General features: G+C 54.6%; 18 protein-coding genes. All 18 read left to right on the top strand.

Annotated elements, in window-relative coordinates:
- The first annotated feature begins 154 nt into the window (after nucleotides 1-154).
- The 18 genes from DET_RS05650 (at nucleotide 155) to DET_RS05555 (ending at nucleotide 11,958) form a co-directional block, all read left to right on the top strand.
- On the top strand, nucleotides 155-502 hold the full coding sequence (locus DET_RS05650; RefSeq protein WP_010936788.1) for an HNH endonuclease: 348 nt from the start codon (nucleotides 155-157) through the stop codon (nucleotides 500-502).
- Between the two features lie 116 nt (nucleotides 503-618).
- The gene (locus DET_RS05645; RefSeq protein WP_010936787.1) at nucleotides 619-1,200 is read left to right on the top strand and encodes a terminase; all 582 of its coding nucleotides are present in this window, start codon (nucleotides 619-621) and stop codon (nucleotides 1,198-1,200) included.
- Nucleotides 1,201-2,466 (top strand): site-specific DNA-methyltransferase, encoded by a 1,266-nt coding sequence (locus DET_RS05640; protein ID WP_010936786.1) that lies wholly within the window; start codon nucleotides 1,201-1,203, stop codon nucleotides 2,464-2,466.
- 145 nt (nucleotides 2,467-2,611) lie between these two features.
- The gene (locus tag DET_RS05635; RefSeq protein WP_010936785.1) at nucleotides 2,612-3,307 is read left to right on the top strand and encodes a hypothetical protein; all 696 of its coding nucleotides are present in this window, start codon (nucleotides 2,612-2,614) and stop codon (nucleotides 3,305-3,307) included.
- Nucleotides 3,298-3,522: a DUF4314 domain-containing protein gene (locus DET_RS05625; protein WP_010936784.1), complete on the top strand. Its 225-nt coding sequence runs from the start codon at nucleotides 3,298-3,300 to the stop codon at nucleotides 3,520-3,522. The genes DET_RS05635 and DET_RS05625 overlap by 10 nt, the downstream gene beginning before the upstream one ends.
- Before the next feature lies 1 nt (nucleotide 3,523).
- Nucleotides 3,524-3,700, top strand: coding sequence for a DUF5049 domain-containing protein (locus DET_RS05620; protein ID WP_041223382.1), 177 nt, complete (start codon nucleotides 3,524-3,526; stop codon nucleotides 3,698-3,700).
- A 131-nt stretch (nucleotides 3,701-3,831) separates the two neighbouring features.
- Nucleotides 3,832-4,197, top strand: coding sequence for a DUF7698 family protein (locus tag DET_RS05610; protein WP_041223381.1), 366 nt, complete (start codon nucleotides 3,832-3,834; stop codon nucleotides 4,195-4,197).
- A 3-nt stretch (nucleotides 4,198-4,200) separates the two neighbouring features.
- Entirely contained in the window at nucleotides 4,201-4,449 is a 249-nt protein-coding gene (locus DET_RS05605; RefSeq protein ID WP_002593375.1) for a DUF7678 domain-containing protein, read from the top strand.
- Between the two features lie 133 nt (nucleotides 4,450-4,582).
- Nucleotides 4,583-6,184, top strand: a complete 1,602-nt coding sequence (locus DET_RS05600; RefSeq protein ID WP_234943797.1) for a terminase large subunit — start codon at nucleotides 4,583-4,585, stop codon at nucleotides 6,182-6,184.
- A 79-nt stretch (nucleotides 6,185-6,263) separates the two neighbouring features.
- Nucleotides 6,264-7,598, top strand: a complete 1,335-nt coding sequence (locus tag DET_RS05595) for a phage portal protein (RefSeq protein WP_010936781.1) — start codon at nucleotides 6,264-6,266, stop codon at nucleotides 7,596-7,598.
- Nucleotides 7,595-8,323 carry a head maturation protease, ClpP-related gene (locus tag DET_RS05590; protein WP_010936780.1) on the top strand — a complete coding sequence of 243 codons (729 nt, stop codon included), beginning with the start codon at nucleotides 7,595-7,597 and terminating at the stop codon, nucleotides 8,321-8,323. Before DET_RS05595 ends, DET_RS05590 begins: the two co-directional genes overlap by 4 nt.
- A gap of 15 nt (nucleotides 8,324-8,338) precedes the next feature.
- The gene (locus DET_RS05585; protein ID WP_010936779.1) at nucleotides 8,339-9,556 is read left to right on the top strand and encodes a phage major capsid protein; all 1,218 of its coding nucleotides are present in this window, start codon (nucleotides 8,339-8,341) and stop codon (nucleotides 9,554-9,556) included.
- A gap of 70 nt (nucleotides 9,557-9,626) precedes the next feature.
- A complete protein-coding gene (locus DET_RS05580; protein ID WP_010936778.1) occupies nucleotides 9,627-9,914 on the top strand; it encodes a head-tail connector protein in 288 nt (95 codons plus the stop codon).
- Nucleotides 9,914-10,246 (top strand): phage head closure protein, encoded by a 333-nt coding sequence (locus DET_RS05575; RefSeq protein ID WP_041223380.1) that lies wholly within the window; start codon nucleotides 9,914-9,916, stop codon nucleotides 10,244-10,246. The genes DET_RS05580 and DET_RS05575 overlap by 1 nt, the downstream gene beginning before the upstream one ends.
- Nucleotides 10,243-10,626, top strand: a complete 384-nt coding sequence (locus DET_RS05570; protein ID WP_010936776.1) for an HK97 gp10 family phage protein — start codon at nucleotides 10,243-10,245, stop codon at nucleotides 10,624-10,626. Before DET_RS05575 ends, DET_RS05570 begins: the two co-directional genes overlap by 4 nt.
- A gap of 1 nt (nucleotide 10,627) precedes the next feature.
- Entirely contained in the window at nucleotides 10,628-10,954 is a 327-nt protein-coding gene (locus DET_RS05565; protein ID WP_010936775.1) for a hypothetical protein, read from the top strand.
- A 6-nt stretch (nucleotides 10,955-10,960) separates the two neighbouring features.
- On the top strand, nucleotides 10,961-11,569 hold the full coding sequence (locus DET_RS05560) for a major tail protein (RefSeq protein ID WP_010936774.1): 609 nt from the start codon (nucleotides 10,961-10,963) through the stop codon (nucleotides 11,567-11,569).
- Nucleotides 11,570-11,580: 11 nt separating this feature from the next.
- The gene (locus tag DET_RS05555; protein ID WP_010936773.1) at nucleotides 11,581-11,958 is read left to right on the top strand and encodes a hypothetical protein; all 378 of its coding nucleotides are present in this window, start codon (nucleotides 11,581-11,583) and stop codon (nucleotides 11,956-11,958) included.
- Nucleotides 11,959-12,105: the final 147 nt, after the last annotated feature.

Raw genomic sequence — 12,105 nt, 5'->3', positions numbered from 1 at the left:
CGAAATGTCCATATTTGTCCTAAGATGCCCACCTGCCACTTATGATAGTATATAATCAGCGAAACAGAATAAAGAAACGGCTGCACGCGCAGCCACCAAGCCTTGTGGGATTATCCTGCAGGGCTTTTTCTTTGCCCGAAAGGAGGCGCGGCTTATGCCAAGGAAACCAAAACGACCGTGCCGCTTTCCCGGCTGCCCGAACCTGACCGACGGTGCTTACTGCGAGGAGCACGCCAAGGTGATGGAACAACACTACGAGAAGTTCCAGCGCGGCTACTCTCCCGGCAAACGCTACGGCAGAGCTTGGAAACGAATCCGTGACAGGTATGTCCACAAGCACCCGCTCTGTGAGCAGTGCTTAAAGGCCGGACGCTACGTCGCGGTCGAGGAAGTCCACCACATCATTCCTCTTGCTGACGGAGGAACGAACGAGGAGTCCAATCTCATGAGCCTTTGTCGTTCGTGCCACGAGAAGATTCACCACGAGCGCGGCGACCGGTAGGGCGGGTGAAATCTCTACGACCTGTTTTCCCGGAAAACGGCGCGGGGTCTTCTTCGCAAAAATTGCAATTCAAACGGGGTATTAAACCCAGCCCGATAAGACAAGGAGTGATTGACGTGGCAAAAGACGGAACCAATCGCGGCGGGCGGCGTGTAAAAGCAGGCTCCAAACCTGACGCCCTCGCCGACAAAATCACAAGAGGAGCACCGGCAAGGCGCATGGAGCTTCCCGACTTCACAGACGACTTAACTGACCTCGATACAGAGAACATCGGTGACGGCGTGGAGCTCGAAGGCATGGATATGCCAAGCCCGGACGACTACCTATCTGCACAGCAGAAGGACGGCAAGCCGCTGGGCGCAGATGAAATCTATAAGGAAACATGGCTGTGGCTCAAGGAGCGCGGCTGCGACAGGCTCGTAAACAAGCGCCTACTCGAAAGCTACTCCGAGGCCTTTGCCAGATATATTCAGTGCTCCGAGGCGGTCAGCAAATACGGCCTGCTCGGAAAACACCCGACTACGGGAGCTGCGATTGCGAGTCCATTCGTGCAGCTCTCTCTTAATTTCCAGAAGCAGGCCAACCTGCTCTGGTATGAGATTTACGACATTGTAAAGCAGAACTGCACCGAGCCATTTGAAGGCAGTCCGCAGGACAGCGTGATGGAGCAGCTGCTTCGAAGCAGGAGGAACATGTAAATGAATACAGAAAGATTTGAACAGGTACCTATAGATAAGCTGGTACCCTACGCCCGGAACGCCAGAACGCATTCCAAGGAACAGATCGCGCAGCTTAGAGCTTCCCTTCGGGAGTTTGGCTTTGTTAGCCCTGCGGTCATTGACGCGGACTATAACATCCTCGTCGGACACGGACGTGTACAGGCTGCCCGCGAGGAAGGCTATGAAAACGTGCCCTGCGTCTTTGCCGAGAACCTGACGGAAGCCCAGAAGCGAGCATATATCCTTGCGGATAATCAGCTGGCGCTCAATGCCGGATGGGATGAGGAAATGCTGTCGGTCGAATTATCCGACCTGCAGGATCAGTCCTTTGACCTCTCGCTCCTTGGCTTTGATGCCGGTGAACTCGACAAGCTCCTCGGCACCGAAAACGAAAAGGACATCGCCGATGACGACTTTGACCTGACTTCCGCTTTGGAGAAGGCTTCCTTCGTGGAGCCCGGCGACATCTGGACAGTCGGCAGGCACCGCCTCATGTGTGGCGACGCCACTTCTCCGGAAGATGTGGAAAAGCTCATGGACGGCAAGAAAGCAAACCTCATCCTGACCGATCCTCCTTACGGCGTATCCTTCAAAGCCTCGGACGGTCTGACGATCCAGAACGACTCCTTAAAGGGCGAGGAATTTTACAAGTTCCTTCTGGCGGCATTCAAGAACATGGCTGACCACCTCGAAAAAGGCGGAGCGGCCTACTGCTTCCATGCAGACACCGAAGGCCTCACCTTTAGGAAGGCATTCATTGACGCAGGCTTCCATCTCGCCGGTGTGTGTATCTGGGTAAAGAACAGCCTCGTGCTCGGTCGCTCCGATTATCAGTGGCAGCATGAGCCGGTGCTCTACGGATTTTTGCAAAACGGCAAACACCCGTGGTATTCCGACAGAAAGCAGACGACCATCTGGAACTATGACAAACCAAAGCGTAATAAGGATCACCCGACCAGCAAACCGCTGGATCTTCTGGGCTATCCTATAAAGAACTCCTCTCAGGAGAATTCTGTGGTCATTGATACATTTGGCGGCTCCGGCTCCACGCTCATGGCCTGCGAACAGCTCAACCGTATCTGCTGCATGATGGAGCTTGATCCGAAATACGCCTCTGTCATCCTCCGGCGCTATGTGGAGGATACTGGCGATACGGAAAATGTGTATGTAGTAAGAAACGGCGAAAAGCTCTACTACTCCGCTCTGGCAAAAGAGGTCGAGACCTCTCCGACGGCGGGTGTATAGTACACAATTTCTGCCCTGTATATTTGTCGATTATATTCCTTTGAAATATCGAGAAAACGCTTGCTATATAAGGCTTTCAGAGTGATGTATATACATGCCAAAAGGCACAGCCAAAAACCACATTTGAAAAACGGAGGTACACACAATGAAAGCAAACTACAACGTAACCGGAAAAGAAAGAAAAGCACTGGTCGCAGCCATCGCAGAGCTCACCGGCGACAAGGCAGTCTACAAGTTCATGCCCACCTGCGCCTTCGAGATCGGCGACATCACGGTCGACAAGGAAGGCGGCGTCACCTGCGAGGACGCGGACAAGCTGGAGCGCCTGATCCACAACCTCATCGCGGACGGCTTCACTCCGGCTGAGGAAATCGAAAGCACCGACGAGGAAGCCACCGCAGAGGAACCGGAAGCGGACGAAGGCACCGGCCTCACGGTCAGCCTCCCGCTGGAGAAGGCTGCGGTCGGAAACCTCACCAACCTCCTAACCGCCAAGGAAAGCCTCATCAAGAAGGCACTCGGCATTGACGATCTCGGCATCGAGATCACAGAGGATAAGGTCACCTTCCCTTGGTTTTCCGAACTGCCGGAGCCGGAAGCAGTCAAGGCTTACACCCACTTCATCGCAGCCCTTTGCAAGATGAGTAAGGATTTGAAGCGGGTAAGCGCCACCGAGAAGGAAGTCGACAACGAGAAATACGCCTTCCGCTGCTTCCTCCTGCGGCTTGGCTTCATCGGAAACGAGTACAAGGCCGAGCGCAAGATTCTCCTTCAGAACCTTTCCGGCAACTCCAGCTGGAAGAACGGCGCACCGGAAAAGGAGGTGGCGGCATGCGAATGATAAAGCAGCACGAGCTTGAAGCGCTCCGCCTGCGCTACCCGGCAGGCACCCGCGTGGAGCTTCTTCAGATGGACGATGTGCATGCTCCACCCATTGGCACCAAAGGAACGGTTACGGGTGTCGATGATACCGGAAGCCTTATGGTGAACTGGGATAACGGCTGCGGCCTGAACGTGATCTACGGCATCGACTTTGTCAGGAAGGTGGTGGACTAAGATGGATGAAAAAGTAAAAGAGCAGATCCTCGCCATCCGGGACACCGGCCTCACGAATATGTTTGATGTCACCGCCGTCCAGCGGCTGGCCTACGAGAGAGACTTCTACGAGCTGGTTCTCTACCTTGAGGATCACCGGTCAGAATACGCAAAATTTATCCTGACCGGCGAGGCGTAAACTACACAATTACGGCCTCGGATATTCCCGCAGGATTGTCACATATATTCTCCGAATTAACTTGCTATTACAGGCGTTCAGAGTGATATATGTACATACCAAAAGGAACACAGAACAAGGAGGAAACCACCATGAAGTACACAATCGAAGCCATTGAGAACGCAAAGCCCGGAATGAAATGGGACGAGATCGGATGCCACTGGACACTCGGACAGGCCTACCTTTACAGCAAGGAAGCCGGAAACGACCTGCCGAACTTCGCCGAGGTCATTTGGGACGACGACATCGAGACGATCCTTTCCGACTGCAGGAAGCTGGGAGTGAAGGAATTCACGATAAGCTCCACCTTCTCCAGCCTGATCGAGACCATCGCCCGCTTCGAGGAGCTCGGCTGCACCTTGGACGGCATCGTCAGAGTCAAGGAGCGCTACACCCACTTCGGAAGCGACGACCGCGCCCTGATCCCGGCTTTCAAGATGACGGTAAAGGAGGCGTAAACCATGTGGAGCGAAGGAACAATCGGAATACCGGATGCAAAGGACAAAGGAAAATACACGGTTTGCCACTACTGGGTAAAGCACTACGAGGAGCCCAGCGAGGAATATGGGATCAACGGCGGGAAGATTTCAAAGCTGATGATCAAGATCAACGGAACCGTCACAGCCAACTACGACAGAGGCTGGGACATCGAGCCGGAGGATGAGCCGACGCAGCTCGCCTACATGATCCTCCTGCAAAACTACAACTAAAACCCCTGAGAATGAATATTCCGGGAGACTGAGCCGCAGGGCTCTTTCTCTCGTACTGATACCAAGAATCGCATGCCGAACACGTCGGCTGGCGGTCTTTTATTTTGCCCGGAAGGAGGCGGCTTTCATGCCAATGCGAAAACTGAAAAACTACAAGCCGACCCGCTTCATGGCCGAGTCCTCTCACTACAGCAAGCAGATGGCGGATTTCGCTGTGATGTTCATCGAGCAGCTCTGCCATACCAAAGGCACATGGGCGGGAAAGCCCTTCGAGCTTATCGACTGGCAGGAAAGAATCATCCGCGACCTGTTCGGAACGCTGAAACCAAACGGCTACCGCCAGTTCAACACGGCCTACATCGAGATACCAAAGAAGATGGGCAAGTCAGAGCTTGCCGCTGCGGTCGCCCTGCTTCTTTGCTGCGGCGACGGAGAGGAACGCGCCGAGGTCTACGGCTGCGCTGCCGACCGCCAGCAGGCCACCATCGTTTTTGATGTGGCTGCGGATATGGTCAGGATGTGCCCTGCCTTAAACCGACGCGTGAAGATACTGGCCTCCCAGAAGCGGATCATCTACGAGCCGACGAACAGCTTCTATCAGGTGCTGTCCGCCGAGGCCTATTCGAAGCACGGTTTCAATATCCACGGCGTGGTCTTTGATGAGCTGCATACCCAGCCCAACCGAAAGCTCTTTGATGTTATGACCAAGGGCTCCGGCGACGCCAGAATGCAGCCGCTCTACTTCCTGATCACGACTGCCGGAAACGATACGAACACCATCTGCTACGAAGTCCACCAGAAAGCGCAGGACATCCTTGACGGCAGAAAGGTTGATCCGACCTTCTATCCGGTCATCTACGGTGCGGACACTTCCGAGGACTGGACAGACCCGGAGGTCTGGAAGAAGGCAAATCCCTCGCTCGGTATCACGGTCGGCATCGACAAGGTGGAAGCCGCCTGCGAGTCGGCAAAACAAAATCCCGGCGAGGAGAACTCCTTTAGACAGCTCCGCTTAAATCAATGGGTAAAGCAGGCGATTCGCTGGATGCCAATGGAGAAATGGGACGCCTGTGCTTTCCCGGTAAATGAGGACGACCTCGAAGGCCGTGTCTGTTACGGCGGCCTTGACCTCTCCTCCACCACAGATATCACTTCCTTTGTGCTGGTCTTCCCGCCAAGGGATGAGGATGACAAGTATGTGATCCTTCCGTACTTCTGGGTGCCGGAGGATACGCTGGATCAGCGTGTCCGGCGTGACCATGTGCCTTACGACACTTGGGAAAAGGAAGGATACCTCGAAACCACGGAGGGCAACGTCATCCACTACGGCTACATCGAGAAATTCATCGAGCGGCTGGGCGAGCGGTTCAACATCCGTGAGATTGCCTTCGACCGCTGGGGAGCCGTCCAGATGGTACAAAACCTTGAGAACATGGGCTTCACTGTCGTTCCCTTCGGTCAGGGCTTCAAGGATATGAGCCCGCCCACGAAAGAGCTGATGAAGCTGACACTGGAAAAGAAACTCGCCCACGGCGGCCACCCGGTGCTCCGCTGGAATATGGACAACATCTTCATCCGTACTGATCCTGCCGGAAACATCAAGGCCGACAAGGAGAAGTCCACGGAGAAGATCGACGGTGCCATCGCAACCATCATGGCACTTGACCGGGCGATCCGCTGCGGCAACGACAACGGTGCTTCTGTGTATGACGGCAGAGGCATCCTTTTCATATAGGGACAAAAACAATGTTGATACTTTCACTGATTGGCTTTCTGGTGATCCGGGAAGCCCTTAACGGATTGGAGGGATGGCTATGAGTATATTTTCAGGATTATTTCGGAGCCGGGATAAGCCCAAGGACGCGACCAGCGGAAGCTCCTACCGCTTCTTCTTCGGCGGCACGACCTCCGGCAAAGCTGTAACGGAACGCTCCGCCATGCAGATGACGGCGGTCTACTCCTGCGTTCGGATTCTATCCGAGGCGATTGCTGGCCTGCCCGTTCACCTGTACCGGTACGACGGCAGCGGCGGCAAGGAAAAAGCGACCACTCATCCGCTCTACTTCCTATTGCATGATGAGCCAAACCCGGAAATGACATCCTTTGTCTTTCGGGAAACGCTGATGACGCACCTTTTGCTGTGGGGAAACGCCTACGCGCAGATCATCCGAAATGGCAAGGGCGAGGTCGTGGCTCTCTATCCGCTTATGCCAAACCGCATGACGGTTGACCGCGACGCAGACGGTCACCTCTACTACGAATATCAGACCTCGCAGGATGAGGCGCACACGATGGATGGCAGCCGCGTCAGGCTCTCTCCAAGCGATGTGCTCCATATTCCCGGCCTTGGCTTTGACGGCCTGATGGGCTACAGCCCGATTGCGATGGCAAAGAACGCTATCGGCATGGCGATTGCCTGTGAGGAATACGGAGCTAAGTTCTTCGCTAACGGCGCGACGCCCGGCGGCATCTTGGAGCATCCCGGTGTGATAAAAGACCCGGAGCGTGTCAGGGAAAGCTGGAACTCAGCCTTCGGCGGCAGCGCCAATGCAAACAAGGTGGCGGTTCTTGAGGAGGGCATGAAATACACGCCCATCTCCATTTCACCGGAGCAGGCGCAGTTCTTGGAGACGCGGAAGTTCCAGATCAATGAGATCGCTCGTATCTTCCGCATCCCGCCTCATATGATCGGCGACCTTGAGAAATCGAGCTTTTCCAACATCGAGCAGCAGTCGCTGGAGTTCGTGAAATACACGCTCGACCCGTGGGTCTGCCGCTGGGAACAGTCCATGCAGCGGGCGCTTTTGTCTATGGACGAGAAGAAGGAATACTTCTTCAAGTTCAATGTGGACGGCCTGCTTCGCGGAGATTACCAGAGCCGCATGAACGGCTATGCGACCGGACGCCAGAACGGCTGGATGAGCGCTAACGATATCAGGGAGCTGGAAAATCTCGACCGTATCCCGGAGGAGGAAGGCGGCGACCTGTATCTTATAAACGGCAACATGACCAAGCTCAAGGACGCAGGCATTTTTGCAGCCTCGTCTCAGGGACAGGAGGAGCCAGATGAAACAGAAGAATCAAAACAAGAGCCGGAACAGCCACAGCAAAGTGAGCGCACCCGGCCACGAAAGAAGGAGGCACTATGACCAGAAAGTTTTGGAACTGGGTGCGAAACGAGGAACCGGACAGCTTTGGCTCAGACCGAACGCTCTACCTCGACGGGGAAATCTCCGATGAGACATGGTTCGGCGACGAGGTCACACCACAGTTATTCAAAGATGAATTAAGCAGCGGAGACGGAAACATCACCCTCTGGATCAACAGTCCGGGCGGTGATGTTTTTGCTGCTGCACAGATTTACAACATGCTGATGGATTACCCGCATGACGTAACGGTCAAGATCGACGCCCTTGCTGCCTCGGCGGCATCCGTCATCGCTATGGCCGGTACCAAGGTCTGCATGAGCCCTGTGGCCATGATGATGATCCACAATCCTGCGACCATCGCCATCGGTGATACCGAGGAGATGCAGAAGGCCATCGACATGTTAAACGAAGTCAAGGAATCCATCATGAACGCCTACGAAATCAAGTCCGGGCTTTCCCGCCACAAGATTTCACAGCTGATGGATGCCGAGACATGGATGAACGCCAAGGAGGCCGTTAAGCTCGGCTTCGCTGACGAGATTCTGTTCAAGGCGGGCGAGGAACCTGCCTCGGACGATGAGGCCGATACGGAGATGCTTTTCTCCCGCAAGGCCGTCACTGACTCACTGCTATCGCGGCTTATCCCTAAGAAAAAGCCGGAGGCAAATAAACACATGGTACCAGTAACCGATCTTGAGAAGCGCCTTTCGCTTCTCACACATTAAAGGAGGATTTTTATTATGACTCAGATTATGGAACTCATGGAAAAGAGAGCGAAGGCATGGGAGGCTGCAAAGGCTTTTCTTAACACCCACTCTCAGAACGGCGGCATGGTTTCTGCGGAGGATGCCGCAACCTATGACAAGATGGAGAAGGAAGTCACCGACCTCACCCACGATATCGAGCGCCTGCAGCGTCAGGAGCAGATCGACAAGATGATGAGCGCACCGACCTCTGCTCCCCTTACCGGAAAGCCCGGTGCCAAGGATGAGCCGGAGGATAAGCCCGGCATCGCTTCCAAGGCATACCGCTCCGCCTTCTGGAACAACATCCGCAAGCGCAACTACTACGATGTCCAGAACGTGCTGGAGGTCGGCACCGATGCCAACGGCGGATATCTCGTCCCGGACGAGTACGAAAAGCAGCTGATCGACGCGCTTCAGGAGGAGAACTTCTTCCGTTCCCTCGCTACGGTCATTCAGACCCAGTCCGGCACCCACACCATTCCGGTCGTCGCCTCTCACGGCACTGCCGCTTGGATGGATGAGAACGGCCTGTACCCTGAATCCGACGATACCTTCGACCAGATCAGCCTTTCCGCTTACAAGCTGGGCACGGCGATCAAGGTTTCCGAGGAGCTGATGAACGACTCCGTTTTCGACCTCGAAAAGTACATCTCCACCGAGTTTGCACGCAGGATCGGTGCTGCCGAGGAGGAGGCTTTCCTGATCGGCGACGGCAACAAAAAGCCCGAAGGCGTGTTCACCAAGGTGGCAGCCACTACCGGCGCGACCACAGAGATCAACAATGCCACGGTGTCCTTCGACGACATCATGGACGTGTTCCATTCGCTCCGCAGCGTCTACAGGAACAAGGCCATCTGGATCTTGAACGATACCACCATCAAGGCGCTCAGGAAGATCAAGGACAACAACGGGAACTACATCTGGCAGCCCTCTGTTGTGGCTGGCCAGCCCGACACCATCTTGAACCGTCCTTACAAGACCAGCATCTACGCGCCGGAGCTTGCTGCGGGCAATACCGCGATCCTCTTTGGCGACTTCAGCTTCTACTGGATCGCTGACCGTCAGGGACGCTCCTTCAAGCGCCTCTCCGAGCTCTATGCGGCAAACGGCCAGATTGGCTTCCTTGCTTCCGAGCGCGTGGACGGCAAGCTCATCCTTCCGGAGGCTGTAAAGGGTCTGTCCGTCAAGGCGGCCTCTTCTTCGAGAGGATAAGAAACTACTGTAACCAGCCGTCCGCAGGGATCACCCTCTCTGCGGGCGGTTTCATTTAAAGGAGGCGGACATGGAAGTAACACTGGAAGAAGCAAAGACCTATCTCCGCGTCTCTACAGGTGACGAGGACAGCCTGATTGAAAGCCTGATCTCTGCTGCGACAAAGCAGGTGCAGGACATCACAAGACAGTCCGACGAGGAGTTTATGGCAAATGAAGAAAAAGCCCTGATCCGCATCCGTGTGGCCGTGCTCTATACCGTAGGCTACCTGTACGAGCACCGGGAGGAAGCAGATCACCATGCGCTCAATATGACGCTTCGGTCTCTTCTCTTTGGCACCCGGAAGGAGGGCTTCTGATGAATATTGCAGCAATGCGGGTGCGCGTCACCTTTCAGAAGAATGCGGTCACGGTTGATAAGTACGGAAACCACAAAAACGGCTGGACGGATTACTTCTCCTGCTGGGCGACCGTAGGCACAAGCACCGGTTCCGAGTCCACCGGCGTCGTGATAAACCCAGAGGAATCGCTGGATTTTACCTGCCGCTACTGCTCCGAGCTGTCTGTCGTGGAATCCACGAAGTACCGGATCATAGCTGAGGGCAAGACCTACAACATCACCTATGTAAATCCGATGGGCTACAAGCGAAACAGCATCAAATTCAACTGCAAGCTGGAGAAACCGAAATGAGCAGAACCGTATCAATCGACGAAATGGATAACGCGATCATGGAGGAGCTTGAAAAGTATGCCGACCTTGCCGCTGATGAGCTGAAAGCTGCGGTCAAGGAAACGGCAGCTTCCGTCCGCAAGGACATACAGTCAGGCGCTCCCGTGGATACCGGCAAGTACAAGAAAAGCTGGTCGGTCAAAAACGTCCGGGAGGATTCCGAGAGCATCAAGCTTGTGGTGCATTCGAGGAACCGCTACCAGATCGCGCACCTCTTGGAACATGGCCACGCCAAGCGCGGAGGAGGCCGAGTTGCTGCAAAGCCTCATATCGCCTCTGCCGAGCAGCGCGGAAATGAAAAGCTGATGCAGACCATCGAGCAGAAACTGAAAGGCGGCTGATATGACATACGACAATGTAATCGAAATGCTGGAGGAAGCCGGGCTCCCACTTGCCTACGACCATTTTGCCGAAGGTGAGTCGCCAGACCCGCCCTTCCTCGTTTTTCTGTTTCCGGGAACGGATAACGTGTTCGCTGATGACACGGTCTATAAGAAAATCGACCAGTTAAACATCGAGCTTTACACGGACAAGAAAGACCCGGAGATAGAAACCACCATCGAGGACATCCTCCTCTCCCATGAGCTTCCCTATGAGAAGTCGGAGGTCTGGATCGAATCGGAAAAGATGTACGAGGTTCTTTATCAAACACAGATGATAGGAGGATAAACCACTATGGCTAATAAGAAAAACAAGGTCAAGTTTGGCCTGAAAAACTGCCACTACGCTATCGCAACGCTGGCCGAGGACGGCACCGTCACCTTCGGTACACCTGTTGCGATGCCCGGCGCAGTATCCCTTTCGCTTGATGCAGAGGGTGAAAACGACCCGTTCTATGCGGACGACTCCGTATATTACATGGTCTCTAACAACAACGGCTATTCCGGCGACTTCGAGCTGGCGCTGATTCCGGAGAGCTTTCTTACGGATGTCATGCACGAGGTTGAGGATGCCAACGGCGTCATCGCTGAGAACAAGGACGTGGAGCCTGAGCATTTTGCGCTGCTCTTTGAGTTCTCCGGCGACCAGAGGAAGATCCGTCACTGCATGTACTACTGCAGCGCGACCCGTCCCTCTGTCTCCGGCAGCACAAAGGAGGACTCCACCGAGGTGCAGACGGAAACGCTCTCCATTACGGCAACGCCTCTGCCTTCCGGTCTCGTGAAGGTCAAGACCGGCACCAATACCAGTGAGGAGACCTACAACAACTGGTACAACGCAGTCTATCAGCCGCAGGCCGCTGTGAATGTCCCTGAGACGCCTGCGGAAGATGTGACTGAGTAAGGAGGCGCACTATGGCAGTAACAAAATCCGTCGAGATTGACGGCAAGGAGGTCACCTTCCGTGCCTCTGCCGCCATCCCTCGTCTTTACAGAAACAAGTTTCACCGGGATATCTACAAGGACTTGAATGAGCTGCAGAAAGGCATCGACGAGAACGATCCGGAAAACTCTAATCTGGATACCTTCTCCCTTGAGCTTTTCGAGAACATCGCGTGGCTCATGGCAAAGCACCAGAACCCGGATGTCCCGGATACTCCGGAGGACTGGCTCGACCAGTTCAATACCTTCTCGATTTACGAGATTCTCCCGCAGATCATAGAGCTTTGGGGACTGAACGTGGAACAGCAGGTTACCTCTAAAAAAAACATCGCAACACTGAGCGGGAAATGACGACCCCGCTCTTTTTACTCCGATGCGTGCAGATCGGGCTTCAAATCTCGGAGCTCGATTTGCTCACCATCGGGACTGTCAACGACATGTATTCAGAAATGGACATGGACGATTATCCGTTCGCCGAGGTCGCAACGCAGGCACAGA

Source organism: Dehalococcoides mccartyi 195, from assembly GCF_000011905.1.
GTDB classification, from domain to species: Bacteria; Chloroflexota; Dehalococcoidia; order Dehalococcoidales; family Dehalococcoidaceae; genus Dehalococcoides; species Dehalococcoides mccartyi.
Note: the sequence above shows the minus strand (reverse complement) of the source record. Positions and strands in the feature narration are given on the sequence as shown.